The sequence below is a fragment of the Zunongwangia sp. HRR-M8 genome, from assembly GCF_027594405.1.
Lineage (GTDB): Bacteria > Bacteroidota > Bacteroidia > Flavobacteriales > Flavobacteriaceae > Zunongwangia.
The window spans coordinates 3,844,520-3,866,819 of the sequence record NZ_CP115161.1 but is presented as its reverse complement, the minus strand read 5'-3'; the positions used below and the strand labels follow the sequence as shown (position 1 = coordinate 3,866,819).

The window sequence follows — 22,300 nt, the reverse complement described above, 5'->3', positions numbered from 1 at the left end:
TAAATTTGTTAAAAAAATAGTAAAAATGAAAGTATGTATAATTTATAACTATTGCTAATAATGCGACTAAAAACTGCAAAATTATATTCTTATTTTCTTAATTAAAGCATTTGTTTTTAATATTTGCTGTTTTTTATTGCATTTAATGTTATTATATGATAAGTTTGTTTATAACCAATTGTTAACTAATTTCTTATGAAAGAACAACTACGTAAACCTTTCTTCATTTTACTCCTGCTTTTTTCGATTAGCAGCTGGGCCCAGGAGAAAGAGGTTTCAGGAACTGTAGTAGACGAAAATCAAATTCCTTTGCCGGGCGTAAATGTGCGGGTAAAAAATTTGAATGTTGGTACAGTAACAGATTTTGATGGTAACTTCAGGCTATCCACTCCGGATAACAGTGATGCGATTTTGGTATTTTCCTCTGTTGGTTTTCAAACTCAAGAAATTAATACAGGAGATAAAGTAACCTTCGATGTAAGTATGGCAGTCGATAGGGAAAGTTTAGACGAGGTAGTGGTAACTTCCTTCGGTATTGAAAGAGAGAAAAAAGCTCTAGGATATGCCGTACAGGAAATTTCTTCGGAAGAAGTTCTTGAAGGAAATCAGCAAAATGTAGTCAGCGGACTTCAAGGAAAAGTCTCTGGGGTTACCATTGGAAATTCTGGTGGAGCACCGGGTTCATCTTCGGTAATTTTAATTAGAGGAGGTACGTCGATAACGGGCGACAATCAGCCTTTATTTGTGGTAGATGGTATTCCTATAGATAATTCAACAGGTTCTAGTTTAACCGTTGCTAGTGTTAACCGTGCTGCCGATTTGAATCCGGAGGATATAGAAAGCATATCAGTACTAAAAGGACCAGCAGCAGCAGCACTATACGGTATTCAGGCCGCGGAAGGAGCTGTAATTATCACCACTAAAAAAGGAAAGGCAGGAAGCAGCACTATTTCTTACTCGGGCTCATTTTCTGTAGATGAAGTTTTAGGAACTCCAAATGTGCAGCAACAATATGGGCAGGGTACACAAATATTGAGTACAGGTGGATTTAGTTATGAAACTGAATCACCATTTAGTTGGGGACCTGAAGTTTCTTCGGGAACTCAAACGTACGATCATATAGATGATTTTTATCAAACCGCTATAACTCAAAATCATAATGTGAGTTATTCTGGAGGTACCGAAAAAGGAACGATGTATTTGTCAATTGGAGACTTATCTCAGGATGGTGTAATCGACGCAACTAGTTATGATAAAACTTCTTTCAAGATTAATACCTCCTCGCAAGTAAATGATAAATTAACTATAGGTGCTTCTGCTAATTATATTGTTAGTGAAATTGCAAGTACCAAACAGGGAAATGCAAGTGGAAGTAGCTATAGCAGTTTATTATCCTATCCAGTGAATATAGACATTCGTGACTATTATAATGAAGATGGATCGCAACGAATGTTTTATAACGATCAACGTTTTGATAACCCTTATTGGAGCGCAGAAAATAGCCCAAATGATAATAAGGTAAATCGTCTTTTAGGTATTGTAAATGTGAGCTATGATTTTTTAAACAATTTTAATATTTCTTATAAAATTGGTACAGATTATTTTAGAGAGTTCAGCAAAAGAATTATTGGTACAGGCTCATTGATAGAAAATAGAGATGAAGGTTATATAAGTCAGTATGAAAGGGAAAACAGAAGAACAACTTCAAACCTAATTATAAGTTACGATAAAGATATTACAGAAGATTTTTCTATTGATGCTTTGGTAGGGAATATGGTTGAAGATCTAAAAGTTCATACGGTTTATACTTATGGTGATGGTTTCCAGGCTCCAGGTATTTATAGTATTGGAAATGTATCTCAAGAAAATCAATCTATTACTGAAATTGTTAGAAGAAGAAGAGCAGTTGGTGTTTTTGGAGAAGTTAAGTTTGGATGGAAAGATGCCTTATTTTTAAACTTTACAGGAAGAAATGACTGGAGTTCCACACTACCTAAAGAAGATCGTTCATTCTTTTATCCTTCTATAGGAACCTCTGCGGTGCTTACAGATTTATTAAGCCAGGGCGGTAATGATATAACTTCGGATAATGGTTTATCATTTTTAAAATTGCGAGCTACATGGGCGCAGGTAGGTAAAGATGCACCAATTGGTGCATTAGAAAGTTTTTTGGGTACTAATATTAATTCACTGGCGAGTTCAGCATACACTTACAACGGTGTTGATATTGGTAATCCTGAATTAGAGCCAGAGTTTACAAATAGTTATGAAATTGGTTTTGATTCTAGATTCTTTCAAAATAGAGTGGGATTAGATATGAGTTTCTACTATAGTAAATCTGAAAATCAAATACTTGAGGATATAAGAGTACCACCATCTGCAGGAACTTTCTATGCAACACTTAACGGTGGTTCTATAGAAAACAAGGGGATAGAAGCCTTGCTTACTGCTAGAATTTTCCCAAGAGAAAATGATTTTCAATGGGACATGACTTATAATCTAGGGATAAATCAAAGTGATGTTATCGATTTACCTGGCCAATTAGATGAAGTTTATCTCTCAGATTCATGGACTTTTGGAAACACAGCAGCGGGAGCAGCAATTTTAGGAGGATCACTTTTTGGCTTGAGAGGTTACAAAGCGGTAAGAAATGATGCTGGAGAATTGATTATAGGAGCAGATGGCTTACCAGAATTAGAAACCGTTATTTTTGATGATGTTAATCGTTTGCCAGATTGGACTTTGGGAATTACAAACACATTTTCTTATAAAAAATTTAATTTCACTTTTCTACTAGATTTAGTTCAGGGGCAGGAAGCTTATAATGCCACCAAATCTGCTTTTTCATATTATGGTTTAGCTGAAGAAACTCTAGGTAGATCTACAGATGGTACACGAGTGGTGGAAGGCGTAACTGCGAATGGAAGTCCAAATACAGTTGAGGTAACTGATCAACAATATTTTCAGCAATATTGGTCCCAAAACGCTGAAAACTTTATAGAAGATGCCTCTTATGCAAGATTAAGATATGTAACACTTTCTTACGATCTGCCAACAGACTTTCTGGCGAAGCTAAAAATTGTTTCAGCACAACTTTCGGTAACAGGACGGAATTTATTTACAATCACGGATTATTCAGGAGTAGATCCAGAAGTTAATACTTATGGTGCAGGAATTCAGGGAGCTGGTTCTATGGGTATAGATAATTTGGGAACACCAAATACCAGAGGTTTTGATGTAGGATTACGATTTAAATTTTAGAAAATATGAAGAAGATATATAACTATATAATATTAGTTTCATTGGTGAGCTTTTCATTTTCATGTAGTGACGACTATTTTGATGTCAATAGCTCAGAAACGCAACCTACAAATACTGGTTTGGCTCCGCAGTATAGAATTGAAGGAGCGATAGAGAACACTGTAGCTACAGCTCAGTATCGCGGAGTAAGAGAAGTATTAGGAGTCGTTCAATACGGTTCACAAAATACAGCAGCCTATTATTCAGAATCGTGGAATACATCCTTAACAACCGGTAGCTATTTTTTATGGCAAAATGTATACGTTTATGCATTACCAAATACAGCCGATTTAATTTTTCTTGGTGAAGAATACAATTCACCACATTATACAGCGGTAGGTAAAATTTTAAGAGCTTATCTTTTTGGGATGGCTACAGATCAATATGGGGCTATTGTTACAGATGATAGTTATGATCCTGGGCAAACAATACAATTAGAGCCAGAATTTGCATCTCAAGAAGAAGTATACGAAGAAATATTCCTTTTATTAGATGAGGCATTAGCAGAGTTGGATATGGAAAGTGAGCTTGGCTTAGATGATGAAGATGGTGATATTTTATATCACGGGGATCTTGAGCAATGGAAGCGTTTTGCTAATTCAATAAAAGCAAGATATTTAAACCATTTAAGTAAGAAATCTTCAGGCGAACACGCTTATGATCCTCAAGCTATAATCAGCGCTGCCGAAAATGGATTTAATTCTAATGAAGATAATGCGCTAATTCAATATGGTGGTGGAGAAGCTAGTAATGACAATCAGCCTTTTAGTGAGAGTGGTTATGGTTCAACAAGATTTGATTATTTTTCAGAATTTTTTGTAGAGCTTTTAAAGAATCCTTTAAATATTAGTAGTGATTTTCAAGATCCACGACTTTCAGTAATTGTTCCAGAAGCTATAAACGGAGGATATCAGGGAGTACCTACAGGAGCCGGAGTAGATAATGAGGATGAAGAAGGAGATAATTACTCTATTGGCAACGGTGGTTTTTATACTTCACCGGATTCTCCAACTTATATGATGACCTATAGTGAAGTAAAATTTATTGAAGCTGAGGCTAGATTTAGAAGTGGAGACGTTGCCGGAGCGTACACGGCTTATAAAACCGGTGTAGAAGCAGATTTACAAAAACTAAATATATCTGCGGAAGAAATTTCCAATTACTTAACCAAAATTGATACTGAAATTGGACAAACTGAATTTGATTTATCCCAGATTTTCGTTCAGAAATATATCGCAAATATGCTGAATCCAGAAACCTGGGTAGATTTTAGGAGAGTAGATTACAGTTCAGATATATATCCCGGATTGGAACGTCCAGAAAATGTGAATGTAAGTATTTTTCCAAATGAAGACGACTGGATTAGAGCAATGATGTATGAGTATAATGAAGAAGATCGTAATTATGAAAATATGCCAAATAACGATCCATCAGTTAGATTAACTACGCCGGTTTGGTGGGATACCGAAGAATAATTTTAGGTTAGTTTGATAAAGCTTGTTCAAGAATAACTAATTTTGAGCAAGCTTTATTACTTTATAATTCAGCTTAGTGAATTTAACCGATATTATGCGCATGCTATCTTTAATGAAAAGATCTTCCCTACTTAAAAACAGTTTAGCTACTTTTAGTTTGTTTTTAATTTTCTCCTGTAAAACCCAGCAAACAGCACAACCTTCCAAACCTCAAAATCAGCCGGAAGTTGTGGAAACTCAAATTCCTAAAGAAGAAAAAGAAGAAGTTGATACTACAAAACCTGCTGAGGTCACTTCGGAAGAATTGCCTGATACCGTTGAGGTAGAAAAAGAGATTTTAAAAAACGAACCACCAATCGATGTAGCCGAATTTAGAGCAGCATGGATAGCGACTGTAGCTAATATTAACTGGCCATCTCGATCAGGGTTGCCAACTGCGCAGCAACAGCAAGAAGCGATAAAATTGCTCGATTTTTTAGCGAATCATAATTATAATGCCGTGATATTTCAAGTACGTCCGCAAGCCGATGCCTTGTATCAAAGTGATATTGAATCCTGGTCGTATTTTTTAACCGGTCAACAAGGAAAAGCACCACAACCTTTTTACGATCCGCTAACTTATTGGATTAACGAAGCACATAAACGCGGAATGGAATTACACGTTTGGTTAAACCCATATCGTGCTTATCATACTACCGGTGGCGAAATTAGCGAAGCTTCCGTAGTAAGAACCAATCCGGAGATGGTGGTGAAATTGCAAAACGGAATGTACTGGATGGATCCTGCTCGCAAAGATGTTCAGGATCGCACAGCTGCTGTGGTAAAAGATTTGGTACAGCGTTATGATGTAGACGGAATTCATTTTGATGATTATTTTTATCCGTATGATTCCTATAATGGTGGCAAGGATTTTCCCGACGATCAAAGTTGGAACGCGTATAAAACTGCCGGTGGAAAATTAAGCAGGGGAGACTGGCGTCGTAAAAATGTAGATGATTTTATCGAGCGTGTGGCAAAATTGGTTAAAAAAGAGAAAGATTTTGTGAAGTTTGGGATTAGTCCGTTTGGAATCTGGCGTCCCGGTTATCCGCAATCTATCGCCGGTTACGATCAGTACGAAAAGTTGTATGCCGATGCCAAAAAATGGCTAAACGAAGGTTGGGTAGATTATCTTACGCCGCAGTTGTATTGGAAAACCGATCAAACTGCGCAAAGTTTCCCGGTTTTATTAAACTGGTGGGAAGAAGAAAATACTAAAAACCGACATCTTTGGCCGGGAATTAATGCCGGATTAATTAAAGAAGAAGGTTATGAAAGTGAGTTATTCAATCAACTAATGATCACCCGTGGAATGTTAGCTAAAGATCCGGGAGCGGTGTTATGGGATTTAAAAGCATTGATGAATGATAAAGCAGCCGAAAAGGCTTTAGCGGAAAACTATTTCAGAAAACCGGCCTTGGTACCGCCAAGTCCATGGATAGATAATAAAGCACCAAAATCACCTGAAGTTTCAACTAATCTTGATGGGAATACATTGCGAATGTCGTGGCAGCATCCAGACGAAAATGATGTGTTTAGATGGGTGTTATATTTTCAGTACGAAGGCAGTAAATGGGATTTTAAGATCCTGAATAACGATCAGCTTTCAGAACTTAAAACCACGCTTTCTTATCTGGTTGGAGAAAAGAAGGTAAAATTATCGAAAATAGGAATTACAGCGGTAGATCGTACCGGGAATCAAAGTGATTTTAAAGAAATTATTCTAGAATAAATCAGTAAAATGAAGATCGAATATCACCAATATCAACTGCAATTAAAAGACACTTTTAGGATTAGCCATGCGTCGCGTGATGTGCAGCCAAGTTTGGTGGTTTCCGTATCTCATAATGGTTTTACAGGTTTTGGTGAAGCAGCCGCAACTTCGTATTACGGAGTGACGGTAGAGGGGATGATTCGGTCTTTAAAAAAAGTCGAAAAAATTGTCGAAGATTATATCAAAGAACCTCCGGAAGTAATTTGGGAAAAGCTTTATCCTGAATTAAAAACGGAAACCTTTGCGCTTTGTGCTTTAGATATGGCCTTGCACGATCTCTACGGAAAAAGAAAGCAAAAACCGCTCTATAAATTGTGGAATCTGAATCCTTCTGAAGCTCCGCAAACCAGTTATACAATCGGAATTGCTTCAACCGAAGATATGATTCGCAAGATCAAGGATTTTCCGTGGCCATTATACAAGGTTAAATTAGGAACAGATCATGATATCGAAATTATAAAAGCGCTTCGAAAGCATACAAATTCGGTTTTTAGGATCGATGCAAATGCAGCGTGGACTGCCGATCAGGCAATCGAAAATAGTCATATTTTAAAAGAATTAAACGTTGAATTTTTAGAGCAGCCGCTTCCGGTAGATGATGATGAAGGGCAAAAAATGCTTTATAAAAATTCAGCATTACCAATAATTGCAGACGAAAGTTGTATTGTAGAAACCGATGTTGAAAAATGCGCGGATTATTTTCATGGCGTAAATATAAAACTGACCAAGTGCGGCGGAGTTACCCCGGCATTGCGAATGATTGCAAAAGCAAAATCACTGGGTTTAAAAACTATGGTGGGTTGCATGACCGAATCGACCGTGGGGATTTCAGCGATTGCACAACTCGCACCCATGCTCGATTATGTAGATATGGACGGGGCTTTGTTGTTGAAAAATGATACTTCAACCGGAGTAAAAATTACTTCAGAAAAAGTGATTTATCCCGCAGAAAATGGAACCGGAGTAAAATTGTTTACATTTGAGTGATTCAGGATCTCATCCAATAAAATTTGAGATGTAGTATAGAATTGATTAATGATATTTAAAATGAAGATAAAAAAATATAGTTTTTGGACATTGGTTTTAGCAGCGGTATTAGTAAGCTGTAATGAGAAACCTGAAACAGCTTCTGAAGAAAAAAACGAAGCGCAAGTTATAATCGATAGTTTAGAAAATGTATATGCACCCGATGGCAGAGTAGCGCTTTTTGATATTGAAGCTGAAAAAAATGCTGAGGGTTTTACGATCGAAGGAGAAACCAATATGCCCGTAGCTGCAGAAGATTTAGAAAAAGTATTGAAGCAAAAAAACATAAAATTCACCTCGAATATTGAAACTTTACCGGATGCTGAAGGTTTAGACAACCAAACAATGGGTGTAATCAAAATTTCAGTAGCCAATCTTCGTGAAGAACCTCGCCACGCTTCGCAATTAGTTACTCAGGCAACACTGGGAATGCCGGTAAAAGTGTATAAAAAGGAGGGAAGTTGGTATTATATTCAAACTCCAGAAGGGTATTTGGCTTGGGTAGATTATGGTGGCGTTCAGAATATGACTAAAGAAGCGTTTGCTGACTGGAAATCTACGGAAAAACTGATCTATTTAAATCCTTACGGGAAATCGCTAAAATCAGCTAAAAATGACGCTGAGGTAGTTTCCGATCTTGTTGCCGGAGATATTTTAGAATTAACTTCAGAAGAAGGCAATTTCTACGGTATTTCGTATCCTGATGGCAGAACAGCTTTTGTTCCAAAAACAAAAGCAAAACCTTATAAAAGCTGGTTAGAAAATCTTGATGTTGATGGAGAAACTTTAGTTGCAACCGGCGAGAAATTAATGGGACTTCCTTATTTGTGGGGAGGAACTTCACCAAAAGGAGTAGATTGTAGCGGTTTTACAAAAACGGTTTACTTTTTAAACGGAATGGTGATTCCGCGTGATGCTTCACAACAAATTCATACCGGAGTTTTAGTAGATTCTACCAAAAACTTCGATAATTTGGTAGCTGGAGATCTGTTATTCTTCGGAAAACCAAAAACCGACTCTACTAAAGAGCGCGTAATTCATGTAGGAATGTGGATTGGCGATCAAAAATTTATTCATGCTATGGGAGATGTTCACATCAGCACGATGGATACTACCGCTGAAGATTTCGACGAATACAACTATAACCGTTATCTACGAACCAAAAGAATTTTAAACGAAAAAGACAAAGGATTACAGTATTTAAAAGAACAGGATATTTTTACGGAGTAGTTTTTTAAGTACGCATCGTTTTCAGTCTTTTATTATCTAAATAAAATCTCAGTGACTTTTACTAACCACATAAAACTGTGAAAGAAGGTATACTATATTGGGATATGGATCCCGTAATCTTTTGGATTACCGATTCTTTTCCGCTGAAATATTACGGGTTATTTTTTATGACCGGTCTATTCTTAGGCTATTTTATTGTAAAAACTATTTACAAAAAAGAGAATATACCAGTTCAGGATTTAGATAATTTGCTAACTTATATCATTTTAGGGACGCTTATTGGAGCAAGACTAGGTCATTGTTTGTTTTATCAACCCGACTATTTTTTGAGTCGGCCGCTAGAACTATTTTTACCTATTCAAAAAATAGGAGAATCCTATCAATTTGTAGGATATCAAGGTCTGGCCAGTCATGGCGGTGCCATTGGTGTTTTAATAGCTATTATACTGTACTGTAAAAAATATCAAGTAAATGTTTTATGGTTATTGGATAGAGTTGCCATTGGTATTCCGGTGACCGGCGCTTTTATACGTTTAGGGAATTTTATGAATTCAGAAATTTATGGAAAACCAACCAATGCGAATTGGGGCGTAGTTTTTATGCGAGATGATATAATTCCAAGGCATCCAACTCAGCTTTACGAAGCATTTTCATATTTATTAATTTCAGTGATTTTGTATAGCGTTTACAAATCAGAAAATGTCAGAATTAAAAATGGGCAATTATTTGGTCTCTTTTTAATACTGCTATTTTTGGCTCGTTTTATTATTGAATTCTTTAAAGAAAATCAAGTAGCTTTTGAAGATAGCCTTACGTTAAATATGGGACAATGGTTAAGTGTTCCTTTTATAATTGCAGGAGTGATGCTATTAGTTTGGAAAAGAAAAGCGCTTAAAAGTTAATAGTTTTCATTCATTATTAATTCTATCGCATTTTGTAAAATTTTATAAATGAAATATTGATTTTGAACTCTCCACTATCTTAAAAATAATCATAAAACCTACTTAATAGATAGGTTTTATGATTTTATAGAGAAAATCTTATAACTGAATTTCTTTTTTCAGATTATAATTTGTCTATTTGCGTTTTAGTTTAAAACTTTTTACCCACAAATCTATGAAAATCAAATACTCTATTAACCTAGTAATTCTATCGGGTTTATTGTTATTTTCTTGTAAATCGAAATATCCGGAAACTTCAGAAGCAAAAATAACCGGTGAAATTGCCGAAAAAGCAATGATAGTTTCTGCGAGAAAAGAAGCTTCTAAAATAGGTGTAGAGATTATGAAAAATGGCGGAAACGCTTTTGATGCGATGTTCGCTACTGAAATGGCTTTGGCGGTAAGCTACCCGTTTGCCGGTAATTTAGGGGGCGGCGGTTTTATGGTGTATCGCACTGCCGATGGTGAAATAGGTACCTTAGATTATCGCGAAAAAGCGCCCTTGGCGGCATCAAAAAACATGTATTTAGATGAAAATGGAAATGTAATTGAGGGTAAAAGTACGTTAGGAGCTATGGCCCCTGGAGTTCCGGGAACCATTGCAGGAATATTCAAAGCACATGAAAAATTTGGGAATTTACCAATTCAGCAATTACTGAAACCAGTTATCGAATTAGCCGAAAAAGGAGTGGTGGTTACCCAAAAGCAACAAGAACGATTACAAAAATATCGTGAGGTTTTAGAACAAGTCAATCAAAATTCAATTCTTTTTACAAAGAATTATTCTGAAGGGGATACTATTAAAAATATAGCTTTAGCCAATACTTTAAAACGAATTTCTAAAAACGGAAGAAGCGAATTTTATGGAGGCGAAACTGGAGAAAAAATGGTCGCTTTTCTACAAAAACAAGGCGGAATTTTAACGAAAGAAGATTTGAAAAAATATGAGGCAAAATGGCGTAATCCGGTTCGTATTCAATACAAAGATTATCAAATAATTTCGATGCCACCTCCTTCTAGCGGCGGAATTGTATTAGGGGAAATTTTAAAGATGATTGAACCCTTTCCGCTAGAAGAATACAATCAAAATTCAACAAAATATATTCAGGTTTTAACCGAAGCTGAACGAAGAGCGTATGCAGATAGAAGCTTTTATTTAGGCGATTCCGATTTTTATGATGTCCCGCAAGACACTTTATTATCCACTTCATATTTAAGCGGTAGAATGGCCGATTTTAGTTTTGATGAGGCTACTGCTTCTTCTTCCATAAAACACGGTGTAATTAGCGGTTACGAGAGCAACGAAACTACCCATTATTCGATTGTCGATACCGAAGGAAATGCGGTTTCAGTAACCACAACTTTAAATGGGGCTTACGGGTCCAAATTGTACATTCCGGAGCTCGGTTTTTTTATGAATAATGAAATGAACGATTTCAGTCTAAAACCGGGAGTGCCCAATATGTTCGGATTAATAGGTGCAGAAGCCAATGCTATAGCACCTGAAAAACGAATGCTAAGCTCGATGACGCCTACCATTATAGAAAAGGAAGGAAAACTTTGGATGGTTGTTGGCTCACCTGGTGGTTCTACCATTATCACTTCAGTATTACAAACTTTTTTAAATGTTGCTGAATTCGATTTATCCATGCAAGAAGCTGTTTCAGCAAAACGCTTTCACCATCAGTGGTTGCCCGACGAAATTATGATGGAACCTGAAGGGTTTTCAGAAAAAACAATCAAAGAACTTCAACAGAAAGGATATCATATTAATCAAAAAGAATCTAGAATTATCGGTAAAGTAGATGCCATAAGAGTATTGCCTAACGGTAATTTAGAAGGAGGGGCCGACCCCAGAGGCGATGATACCGCTATCGGCTTTTAATGACTTACTAAACTAAAAAACAAAAAAATGAACAAGATTTTTACCCTACTCTTTTTGCTTATTGGCAGTAATATACTCGCAAAGCAAGATAATATAACGGGAAATGTAACCGATGAAAATTCGGAGCCTTTACCAGGCGTAAGTATTCAGCTTAAAGGAACACAAACCGGAACGGTAACCGATTTTGACGGCAATTTTAGTATTGCAGCTGAATTAGGCGAAACTCTGGTTTTTACTTTTGTAGGATTTGAAAAAAAGGAAGTAGAAATAACGAAAACCGATTTACAAATTCAATTAGTAAGCGGGACTAACTTAGAAGAAGTGGTATTAGTAGGTTCGAGAAACCGAAGTAGAACGGTTACTGAGTCTGCCGTTCCGGTAGATGTCTTGGATGTTGAAGAGCTTCAGGTTTCTGTACCACAGGTAAATGTGAACCAGATTCTTAATTATGTAGCCCCTTCATTTACATCGACCACCCAGTCTTTATCAGACGGAACCGATCATATCGATCCGGCTTCGCTACGGGGTTTAGGACCCGATCAGGTATTGGTGCTAATCAATGGGAAACGTCGCCATACTTCTTCTTTAATTAATGTAAACGGAACTTTTGGTAGAGGTAGTGTGGGGACCGATTTAAATGCCATTCCTGCTGTAGCCATCAAACGAATTGAAGTATTACGAGATGGCGCTGCAGCACAATACGGATCTGATGCAATTGCCGGCGTTATAAATGTGGTTTTAAAAGATGAGGTAAATACCCTTAATTTCAATGTAACAACCGGCGCAAATGTATCGCGAAATGCTAATGAACAAACCGGTGGGATAGATGGTGAAAGCGTTAATGTCGCGGCTAGTTACGGAATTCCATTAGGCGATAACGGTGGTTTTATAAATTTCTCTGGAGACTTTGATTATCGGGATTCGTATAACCGAATGAAAGCCTGGGAAGGTGATATTTTTAATGCCTACAACGCTGTGGAGTGGCGGGCTAATCAAGACAATGCCGATATTAGTAATTTGTCTAATCAGCAAATTCAAAATTACGCGCAGCAGGTAGATTATTTTTCTAACGATTTTAAAAATGAAATAGCTCAGGCTACCGATCGTAGTGCTTTACAAAATCTTTTAGGGCGAGATGTTACTGAAGAAGAATTGGCTGCACGTGGTTTGAATCGATCTGATTTTAATATGCGCGTAGGACAATCGGAATTGAGAGGCGGTCGTTTATTTGCCAATTTTGCATTACCATTAGATGATAATGGAACCGAGTTATATGCCTTCAGCGGACTTAGTTCTCGTAAAGGAAATGCAGCCGGATTTTACCGATTACCGAATCAAAGTCGAACCTACACACCTTATTACATTAACGGATTTTTACCGGAAATAAATTCTAAAATTACCGATAAATCTATAGCTGCCGGAATACGTGGAAAAGTGGGAGACTGGGATGTAGATTTTAGTAATACTTGGGGAGAAAATGAATTTATGTATATCATTTCAAACACGTCTAATGCTTCTTTGGAAGGAACTAGTCCAACAAGTTTTGATGCCGGAGGATTTTCTTTTTCTCAAAACACAACTAACCTTGATGTTTCTCAGTTTTTCGATGGTTTGTTTGAAGGTTTCAATGTAGCTTTTGGTGCCGAATATAGATTGGAAAATTATAATATTATTGCCGGTGAAGAAAAGTCTTATACACAATATACCGAAGATGGAACTATTATTACAAACTCCAGCCAGCAACCGGCAACCGATTTCTTTGGCAGTGCAAGAGCAGGTGGAGCACAGGTTTTTCCTGGTTTTACGCCGGATAATGCTATTTCTAGACAGCGAAATAGTGTAGCTGCTTATGCCGATTTTGAAGCCGATGTAACTGAAGATTTTCTGCTGACTTTGGCCGGAAGATTTGAAAATTATTCAGATTTTGGATCCACCTTAAACTTTAAAGTAGCTTCCAGATATAAACTTACTGATAATATAAATTTACGAGCAGCGGTGAATACTGGCTTTAGAGCACCTTCATTACACCAAATTTATTACAACTCTACTTCTACTGTTTTTGACGATTTTGGAGATCCGGTACAAGTAGGAACTTTTTCTAATGATAGTAGAGCGGCAAAATTGTTGGGGATTCCAGATTTAAAAGAAGAAACTTCTAAAAGTGCTAGCGTAGGGGTAACGGCTAAAATCCCAGAAGCGAATTTAACTATTACAGCTGACGCTTATTTTGTAGCGATAGACGATCGTGTGGTTTACACAGGCCGTTTTAGTGATGATGATCCAGATTCTGAAATTAGTCAGATTCTTAGAAGTGCAAATGCGGAATCTGCTGCATTTTTTGCCAATGCGATTGATACCGAATCCAAAGGATTGGATGTGGTAATCACACAAAATACATTTTTTAATAACGGTTGGAAACTGAAAAACGATTTGGCCGGTACTTTTACGCAAACCAATAGAGTTGGCGATATCCATGCTTCCCCTTTATTACAAGGAAAACTGGATACGTATTTTTCTGAAGACAATCGTATTTATTTGGAAGAAGCCGTGCCTAGAACCAAGATCAATCTTACTAATGTACTAACTGTAAACAATTTTAATTTCTTCCTTCGTAATGTATATTTTGGTGAGGTAACCCAACCTTCAAACACACCAGCGAATCAAGAAATTTATTCCGGAAAAGTAGTAACCGATCTTTCGGTAGGTTATAATTTTTCAGAATCGGTTAATTTAACAATCGGAGCTAATAATCTGTTTGATTTATATCCAGATAAAAATAGAGTAGAAGATAACAGAAGTAGCGGACGGTTCGACTGGCCAAGAAATGCCCAATTTGGCATTGGCGGGCGCTATTTGTTTGCCAGATTACATCTAAATTTAGATTAATAAACCCTATTATCTTTTTACGATAATTTAAAACAAAAACCTCACAGTTTTTAGAATTGTGAGGTTTTCGTTTTTTATAAAGTTGCCGAAAAGCGTTCAGTGATCAGCGCTCAGTCTTTATCAAAATTCAGATCAATTATAGGTTTAAAGTTGTAACCTTTCAGCTAAAAAATCATTCAAAATTCAACATTTTCTATACAAAATAATTTAATACTGATTCTTAGCTCTTAATTCTATTCTCTATATGCTAACAGCGAAGCGATCTAAATTCTCCAATCTACCTAAAGCGATTTTCGATATAAATTATAAAGAATTTTAATTTCTTCAGCATTTAAAATTCCGTCTAAATGGTCTTTTTCCTGAAGAAAATGAATCTGAAAGCTTTTAATTGCCGCATCAAGATCGTCAATATTATACCCAATAATTCTCAAAGCTTCAGCAATATCAAAATTAGCCGGAATCACATTTGGAAATATGTAGCGATCTAATAATGCGATGCGCTGTTTAAAAATAGGATCAATATTGTCTATTTTTAGCGGATTTTCTTTGAAAAATTCATTTTCAAATTGAATATTTTCGATAGCTTCTTCATCATACCATATTCCGTAGCCTTCTTCAGCTAAACGTTCCCAGGGAAAATCGGCGCTAGGATCCACTTTTCTTCCGGGAGCAATATCTAAATGACCAATAAAGTTTTCCGCAGGAATTTTATAATCTTCTTTTAATTGCTTTAACACGTCAAGCAAACTTGAAATTTGGGCTTCAGAAAATGGTTCTTTGCCATTATTATCGAGTTCGATGCCTATCGAAGAGGAATTAAGATCGGTAGTGTGTCCCCACTGGCCAATACCACCATGCCAGGCACGATAGTAATTGTTGAGCATATGGAAAACTTCTCCGTCATCACCAATTACATAATGAGAACTTACCTGAGTTTTTGGAATGGTAAACGTATTTAGTGTTTGAGTTGTAGAATCCTGCGCAGTATGATGGATCACTACAAAGTTTGGGCGTCGAAGATTAAAATTAGTAGTTCCCACTGGATACTCACCATAATTGAGTGCGGAGTCGTTCTGGGTTTCTTCAAGCGGGAACTTACTTAATTCTTTTGCATAGGCTTTCGCCTTTTTTGTATAAACTTTATTGGTAGTTCGGTAAGGGTTTGAAGAACATGAGATCATCAAACCCAAACCCACTAAAATCAAAAATTTTCTATAATAGTACATGGTCACAATTTCTAACCAAAATACATAATATTGGTTAGAAAAGAACTAGAATTTCCATCTAACAAAGGCTTCTATAGCTTCATAATTTGCTAAACCAAGATTATGATATTCGAGTGCAGTTTCGCTGTTACGTTCTTCGGCACGTACCCAGAATTCGCGCTCGTCATCCCCAGGGAATACCGGAGTATCTTTTTGTGACTGGTGTTTAAATATAGCTTCACGTTTTCTAGCCACTTCTTGTGGAGAAAGTGGTACAGCCATTTCGATATCGTGCATATCAAACTCCTGCCATGCACCACGATACATCCATAACCAGCAGTCTTTAGTCCATTCTTCAGTTTCTCTAAGTCTGTTCATAGCTTCAATGATAATATTGAAACAAACTACATGTGTACCGTGTGGATCGGCAAAATCACCGGCTGCAAAAATTTGATGCGGTTTTACTTTTTGAAGTAAATCCATCGTTATTTGCACATCTTCTTCAGTTACCGGACTTTTTACTTTCTTACCAGTTTCGTAAAACGGCAAAGCCATAAAATGGATCTTCTCGTCTTTTAAACCGGCATAACGAGCACCTGCTATTGCTTCTGTCTTGCGAATAAACCCTTTTACATCCATGATCTCACGGAGGTCAATGTCATTTGGACGCTTTTCAGCAATAAATTTATTGAAGTTATTATAAATCTCTTCTAGCTTGCTAGTATCTTCACCAATGCTTTTATTAAAATCGATGGCAAATTCTACATAACGTAATACATCGGTATCCCAAACAGCGGTATTTCCTGAAGTTTGATAAGCCACGTGCACATCGTGTCCCTGGTCTACCAATCTTATAAAAGTACCTCCCATAGAAATTACATCGTCATCTGGGTGTGGGCTAAATATTATCGAACGTTTTTTAGCAGGCTCGGCACGTTCTGGACGCTGAGTATCATCTGCGTTTGGTTTTCCACCAGGCCATCCGGTAATGGTATGTTGTAATTGGTTAAATACGTCGATATTTATGTTGTAAGCTGGCCCTTTTTCTGTAGCTAGCTGCGCCATACCGTGGCTGTTGTAATCCTCGTCGGTTAATTTTAAGATTGGCTTATTAACCGCATTAGATAACCAAATCACAGCTTTTTTAATTTGATCTTTATCCCAGCTGCAGTCTTTTACTAGCCAAGGGGTATCGAATCTTGTTAATTCTGAAGCAGCATCTTCATCTAAAATAAATTCAACATGATCATTTAATTGAAGGTAGGTTGCTGGTACGCTTCCAGAAATTTCACCTTCAACAGCCTTTTTAATAATTGAAGCTTTCTTTTTGCTCCACGCCATTAAAATAATTTCGCGAGCTTTAAAGATAGTACCAATTCCCATGGTTATGGCTTTGGTAGGCACGTTTTCTTTACCACCAAAGTCACGAGAGGCATCGCGTCTTGTTAGATCGTCCAGCGTTACTAAACGTGTACCGCTGTTAGGCGCAGATCCTGGCTCGTTAAAACCAATATGCCCTGTTCTACCAATACCTAAAATCTGAAGATCTAAACCACCAACTTCGGTAATCTTTTTTTCATATTGTAAACAAAATGCAGCGATATCTTCTTTATCTAGAGTCCCATCTGGAATATTGATATTTTCTCTTGGAATATCAATATGATTAAACAGATTCTCGTCCATAAACTTTACGTAGCTCTGGTTTTCATCTGGCTGCATAGGGTAATATTCGTCCAGATTAAAAGTGATAACGTTTTTGAAGCTAAGCCCATCTTCCTTGTGAAGGCGAATAAGCTCTTCATATACTTTTACAGGAGTAGCTCCAGTAGCAAGACCTAAAACAGCTTTTTTACCTTCTTCCTGTTTTTTCTTGATGATCTTAGCAATACGCTTTGCAACTTTTACAGATGCTGTTTCCTCGTCTTGATATACTTTAACGGGGAGCTTCTCAAAACGTGTTTCTTCTAAGAGATTTAATCTGGCCATGGGTATTTATTTTAACTTAAATGTGATTTTATAATTGAAATCTGATTTTTGAAAATACTATCCATTACAGCGATAGTGCCACCGTAAAGGCTAGAATTATTTCCCAGATTCGATAATTCTATATTTGTTTTTTCTTTCAGCTGCATCATGCAATAAATATTCATGGATTGCTGAATGGGTGTTGTTATAAATTGTTTTGCTTTGGCGATTTTTCCTTCAAGAACAATTAATTCAGGATTAAAAATTTGAATAAGAATAGCGATTCCTTTTCCTAAACTCATTCCTATTTCAGAAAGTGAATTTATAGCGAATTGATCCCCCTTATTAGCCGCTTCTACAATAGTATCGGGCTCTAATTTTTCTAAAGCTTGTGGAGAAAGACTATTTAAAACTGAAGTTTGCCCTTGCTGAAGTCCTTCTTTTACTTTTCTAACCAATGCTAAACCCGAGGCTTCTGTTTCTAAACATCCCCTTTTTCCGCAGTGGCATAACATACCGTCTTCGACCATTGGGATATGCCCAAATTCACCGGCAAAACCCGAAACTCCAGAATGGATTTTTCCGCCCATAATAATTCCTAGTCCAACACCCCAATCCATAGAAATTACGAGTACATTTTCTTTGTCTTTGGCTAAACCAAAATGAAATTCAGCTAAAGAAGCACTTTTTGCGTCGTTAAGAATCGCAACTGGTTTTTTAAATCTAGTTTCGAATTTATCGCGAAGGGATGCAGGATCTTGTTCGGTTAAATAATACGTGTAATTTTTTCCTTCTTCTGAAGAAACTAATCCTGGCATACTTATACCTACCCCCATTATTTTAGCATCATCTACCTCTGATACTTTTAAAAATTCTTCTGAGAAATCGTAAAGTAGATCTACAATATTAGAGTTTGGAGAGATTTGTGTTTCTAAAGTCTCCTCTTTAACAATACTGTGGTTATTATCGATAAGAGCCAATTTTATTTTAAATCGCTCGATATGAATACTCAATACAAAAAAGGAATGTTCTTTTAATCCGTAAAGATCGGGTTTACGACCACCTTCAGATTTTCCTCTCCCTTTTTTAATTACCATGCCATCTTCTAGCAGTTGGTTAACAAGGGCCATAGAAGTTGGGAGACTTATGCCAAATTTTGAGCAAATTTCTGCATTAGATGTATCACCGTTTAGAAACATATGTTTTATGATTCTGGTCTTTTGATGTACTTTTTTTCGCTCAACATTGCTCATATCTTTGATAAGAGCTTCTTCAATTAGAAAATCCTTTAAATGTAGACTCATATTCGTCAAAAAATGTCAGGTCTTTATGCCTTTCGTTAAAAATTTAATTCTTCTTGCAAGAAACTAAATTTCTGAAAAATAAAAGTATATAAAAAATCTAGTTTAGAAAAGACTTAATGTAAAATTTTAATTAAGATGTTTTGTTTTATTAAATTTTGTAGATTTAAATGAAATAATTCAGGTTATTTATTATAAATAATATCCTTTTACAATGCATCTTTTTTATATGCGTTGTTATTTTTCATACTAATGTGGCTTATTGCTTATATCTTAGACAAAAAGAAAATTTATATCAAAGTTTAAACCTAACCCTATGCGATTATTTTCTATAAAAAAGTTTCTACTCACCTCTATCATTTTCTGCGGAATTCAACTGAATTCTTATGCACAGCAACAACCTGAATTTTTAGAATATACCAATAGTAAATGGGTAGATTCTGTAATGCAGGAATTATCACCCAATGAAAGAATTGCGCAACTTATCATGGTAGCCGCCTATTCTAATCGAGATTCGAAACATAAAGAAGAAATTTTAAAACTGGTTAAAGAACAGAAGATCGGCGGACTCATTTTCTTCCAAGGTACAGCGAAAAAGCAAGTGCAGCTGATGAACGATTATCAATTAGTTTCTGAAGTTCCGCTTTTAGGAGCTATAGATGCTGAATGGGGATTGGGAATGCGTTTGGATAATACCATTAGTTTCCCGTATCAAATGGCTTTGGGTGCGATTCAGGATGATACGTTATTGTATAAAATGGGAGAAGAAGTAGCACGGCAGGTAAAACGTACAGGTTTACACATGAATTTAGCTCCGGTAGTCGATGTTAATAACAACCCGAATAATCCGGTGATCAATTACCGAAGCTTTGGTGAAAATAAAGAAAAAGTAGCTGAAAAAGGGATTGCGTACATGAAGGGTATGCAGAACCAAAAAATCTTAACCACTGCCAAGCATTTTCCGGGACATGGCGATACCGATACCGATTCGCATAAAGCTTTACCGCAAATAAATCATCCTTTTACAAGATTAGATACTTTAGAAATGTATCCTTTTAAAGAATTAATCGATGCAGGGATTGGTGGCGTAATGGTGGCACATTTAAACATTCCGGCGCTGGATAGTAGCGGAGTTCCTTCTACTTTATCTAAAAAGATTATTAGCGGAATTTTAAAAGAGAAACTCGGTTTCAAAGGTTTGATCGTAACCGATGCTATGAATATGAAAGGCGTTACTACCGGAAATGAGCCTGGTGTTGTCGATAAAAAAGCCATTATTGCCGGCAACGATTTATTAGAATTTACCGAAGATGTTCCCAAAGCTATTGCTGAAGTTCGAAAAGCGATACATCAGGGAATTATTTCTCAAAACGATATTGATGAAAAATGCCGAAAAGTGCTGGCGGTAAAACAATGGGTTGGTTTAAATAAATACGAGCCATTAAAAACGGCGAATATCGATAAAGAGTTGAATAACTCGTACGCCAACTATCTTCAGCAGAAATTGGTTGAAAAATCGCTAACGGTGTTGAAGAATGACAAGGAAATGATTCCACTTCGGCGTTTAGATACTTTAAAAATTGCGAGTATTTCAATAGGAGCAGCGAAGCAAACCACTTTTCAGGAAAATTTAGGCTGGTATACTAAAATCGATCATTTTCAATTAAAAAATAACGCGACCGCCGGTCAGATTTCCGCAGTAAAAAAGAAATTGAAAAAGTATAACGTGGTCATTGCAGGACTTCACGATCATAGTCGGTTTCCGCGAAATGTAATTCGATATTCCGATCAGGTTTTAAAATTTATTGCTGAAATTGCCCAAAAAGAACATACTATTTTTAGTGTTTTCAAAAATCCATATTCGTTAAATAAGATCAGTAAAATTGAAGAAGCTTCCGTCTTAATTGAAGCCTATCAAGATTCTGAATTAACACAACAAAAGGCAGCACAACTAATTTTTGGCGGATTTAAAGCTGATGGGCAACTACCGGTAAGTGTGGGTGAAAAATTTAAAGCCGGCGATGGTTTAGAAACTTCAGAAAAAATCAGATTTTCGTACACGACACCCGAAGATGCCGGTATGATTGCAGATTTTCTTCAGCATAAGATCGATTCTTTAATGCAACAGGCAATGGGTGCGAAGGCGATTCCCGGGGGTGTGGTTTTAGTGGCTAAGGATGAAAAAATTGTTTTTCAAAAAGCTTATGGATTACATAAATATAGCGATACGGTAAAAGTAAAATTATCAGATTTATATGATCTTGCTTCAGTAACTAAAATTTCTTCTGCTTTACCGGCATTAATGAAATTGCACGACCAAGGGAAATTTAGTTTAGAAAATGGGATCGATGATTATCTGCCGTACTTTAAAAATTCGAATAAAGAAGGTATCCCTTTTCGGCAAATCTTAGCTCATCAGGCAAGATTTAAACCCTGGATTGCCTATTGGCAAAATACGCTACGGAAGAATGGAAGCTATAAATGGAATACGTTTAAAAAGGATTCTTCAGCACGATTTCCGATAAAAGTTAGTGATGATATGTGGCTTCATCTTAATTACGAGAAGAAAATTTATAAAGCCATTAAAAAGTCACCGCTAGAGGAAAAAGCTGAATATAAATATTCTGGGCTTGCTTTTTATTTGCTTCCGCAGATCGTGGAAAATTTGAGTAATGAAGATTATAGAACGTATTTAAACAAAAATTTTTATTCGAAATTAGGAGCGACAACTTTAGGATATCGACCTTTAGAAGAATTTGAAATTTCAAGAATTGTTCCTACAGAAAATGATTTCAATTTTAGACATGAAGCTATCCAGGGGAGTGTTCACGATGAAGGTGCTATTATGATGGGAGGAGTTTCTGCCAACGCCGGATTATTTTCGAATGCTAATGATCTGGCAAAACTAATGCAAATGTATCTTAATATGGGAAAATATGGAGGAGAGCGTTATATTGAAGAATCTACTTTTAAAGAATGGACAAAAACGCAATTTCCAGAGAATAATAACCGTCGTGCGATCGCTTTTGATAAGCCAAATTTAGAATATACAGGGCCGGGAAATAATACTGCTAAAGATGCCAGTACAGCTAGTTTTGGGCATACCGGCTTCACCGGGACAATGGTTTGGATGGATCCTTCTGAAAATCTACTTTTTGTATTTCTATCAAACCGAGTTTTACCCAGCCGCGAAAACCGCAGATTATACACTTTAAATACGCGTACGCAAATACAACAAGTGCTATATGATGCTATAATTGATTAGGTTATTTT

General features: G+C 36.5%; 12 protein-coding genes. 9 read left to right on the top strand and 3 right to left on the bottom strand.

What is annotated here, in order from left to right:
* The first annotated feature begins 195 nt into the window (after window positions 1-195).
* The 8 genes from PBT89_RS16775 (at window position 196) to PBT89_RS16740 (ending at window position 14,556) form a co-directional block, all read left to right on the top strand.
* Window positions 196-3,261, top strand: coding sequence for a SusC/RagA family TonB-linked outer membrane protein (locus PBT89_RS16775; protein ID WP_270062844.1), 3,066 nt, complete (start codon window positions 196-198; stop codon window positions 3,259-3,261).
* 5 nt (window positions 3,262-3,266) lie between these two features.
* The gene (locus PBT89_RS16770) at window positions 3,267-4,775 is read left to right on the top strand and encodes a SusD/RagB family nutrient-binding outer membrane lipoprotein (RefSeq protein WP_270062843.1); all 1,509 of its coding nucleotides are present in this window, start codon (window positions 3,267-3,269) and stop codon (window positions 4,773-4,775) included.
* Window positions 4,776-4,887: 112 nt separating this feature from the next.
* Window positions 4,888-6,546: a glycoside hydrolase family 10 protein gene (locus tag PBT89_RS16765; protein WP_270062842.1), complete on the top strand. Its 1,659-nt coding sequence runs from the start codon at window positions 4,888-4,890 to the stop codon at window positions 6,544-6,546.
* 9 nt (window positions 6,547-6,555) lie between these two features.
* Window positions 6,556-7,575, top strand: a complete 1,020-nt coding sequence (locus tag PBT89_RS16760) for a dipeptide epimerase (protein WP_270062841.1) — start codon at window positions 6,556-6,558, stop codon at window positions 7,573-7,575.
* A 60-nt stretch (window positions 7,576-7,635) separates the two neighbouring features.
* The gene (locus tag PBT89_RS16755; protein ID WP_270062840.1) at window positions 7,636-8,844 is read left to right on the top strand and encodes a C40 family peptidase; all 1,209 of its coding nucleotides are present in this window, start codon (window positions 7,636-7,638) and stop codon (window positions 8,842-8,844) included.
* A gap of 77 nt (window positions 8,845-8,921) precedes the next feature.
* On the top strand, window positions 8,922-9,746 hold the full coding sequence (gene lgt, locus PBT89_RS16750; protein ID WP_270062839.1) for a prolipoprotein diacylglyceryl transferase: 825 nt from the start codon (window positions 8,922-8,924) through the stop codon (window positions 9,744-9,746).
* 214 nt (window positions 9,747-9,960) lie between these two features.
* Window positions 9,961-11,670, top strand: a complete 1,710-nt coding sequence (ggt, locus tag PBT89_RS16745; protein ID WP_270062838.1) for a gamma-glutamyltransferase — start codon at window positions 9,961-9,963, stop codon at window positions 11,668-11,670.
* Between the two features lie 27 nt (window positions 11,671-11,697).
* Window positions 11,698-14,556 carry a TonB-dependent receptor gene (locus PBT89_RS16740; RefSeq protein WP_270062837.1) on the top strand — a complete coding sequence of 953 codons (2,859 nt, stop codon included), beginning with the start codon at window positions 11,698-11,700 and terminating at the stop codon, window positions 14,554-14,556.
* A 281-nt stretch (window positions 14,557-14,837) separates the two neighbouring features.
* Here the strand turns inward: PBT89_RS16740 and PBT89_RS16735 are convergent, their stop codons facing one another.
* The 3 genes from PBT89_RS16735 to PBT89_RS16725 are packed head-to-tail and all read right to left on the bottom strand — an operon-like array spanning window position 14,838 to window position 19,030.
* The gene (locus tag PBT89_RS16735; RefSeq protein WP_270062836.1) at window positions 14,838-15,782 is read right to left on the bottom strand and encodes an N-acetylmuramoyl-L-alanine amidase; all 945 of its coding nucleotides are present in this window, start codon (window positions 15,780-15,782) and stop codon (window positions 14,838-14,840) included.
* Between the two features lie 45 nt (window positions 15,783-15,827).
* Window positions 15,828-17,747: a glucosamine-6-phosphate deaminase gene (nagB, locus tag PBT89_RS16730; RefSeq protein WP_270062835.1), complete on the bottom strand. Its 1,920-nt coding sequence runs from the start codon at window positions 17,745-17,747 to the stop codon at window positions 15,828-15,830.
* Window positions 17,748-17,758: 11 nt separating this feature from the next.
* The gene (locus PBT89_RS16725) at window positions 17,759-19,030 is read right to left on the bottom strand and encodes an ROK family transcriptional regulator (RefSeq protein WP_270059780.1); all 1,272 of its coding nucleotides are present in this window, start codon (window positions 19,028-19,030) and stop codon (window positions 17,759-17,761) included.
* 313 nt (window positions 19,031-19,343) lie between these two features.
* Here PBT89_RS16725 and PBT89_RS16720 point away from each other — a divergent pair, with 313 nt between their 5' ends.
* On the top strand, window positions 19,344-22,292 hold the full coding sequence (locus tag PBT89_RS16720; RefSeq protein ID WP_270062834.1) for a glycoside hydrolase family 3 N-terminal domain-containing protein: 2,949 nt from the start codon (window positions 19,344-19,346) through the stop codon (window positions 22,290-22,292).
* Window positions 22,293-22,300: the final 8 nt, after the last annotated feature.

Bases quoted from the DNA above. Each gene is read 5' to 3' on its own strand.
- nagB (WP_270062835.1), bottom strand. From the start codon at position 17,747: ATGGCCAGATTAAATCTCTTAGAAGAAACACGTTTTGAGAAGCTCCCC.
- PBT89_RS16760 (WP_270062841.1), top strand. From the start codon at position 6,556: ATGAAGATCGAATATCACCAATATCAACTGCAATTAAAAGACACTTTT.
- PBT89_RS16740 (WP_270062837.1), top strand. From the start codon at position 11,698: ATGAACAAGATTTTTACCCTACTCTTTTTGCTTATTGGCAGTAATATA.
- PBT89_RS16770 (WP_270062843.1), top strand. From the start codon at position 3,267: ATGAAGAAGATATATAACTATATAATATTAGTTTCATTGGTGAGCTTT.
- PBT89_RS16735 (WP_270062836.1), bottom strand. From the start codon at position 15,782: ATGTACTATTATAGAAAATTTTTGATTTTAGTGGGTTTGGGTTTGATG.
- PBT89_RS16725 (WP_270059780.1), bottom strand. From the start codon at position 19,030: ATGAGTCTACATTTAAAGGATTTTCTAATTGAAGAAGCTCTTATCAAA.
- PBT89_RS16765 (WP_270062842.1), top strand. From the start codon at position 4,888: ATGAAAAGATCTTCCCTACTTAAAAACAGTTTAGCTACTTTTAGTTTG.
- PBT89_RS16755 (WP_270062840.1), top strand. From the start codon at position 7,636: ATGAAGATAAAAAAATATAGTTTTTGGACATTGGTTTTAGCAGCGGTA.
- ggt (WP_270062838.1), top strand. From the start codon at position 9,961: ATGAAAATCAAATACTCTATTAACCTAGTAATTCTATCGGGTTTATTG.
- PBT89_RS16720 (WP_270062834.1), top strand. From the start codon at position 19,344: ATGCGATTATTTTCTATAAAAAAGTTTCTACTCACCTCTATCATTTTC.
- PBT89_RS16775 (WP_270062844.1), top strand. From the start codon at position 196: ATGAAAGAACAACTACGTAAACCTTTCTTCATTTTACTCCTGCTTTTT.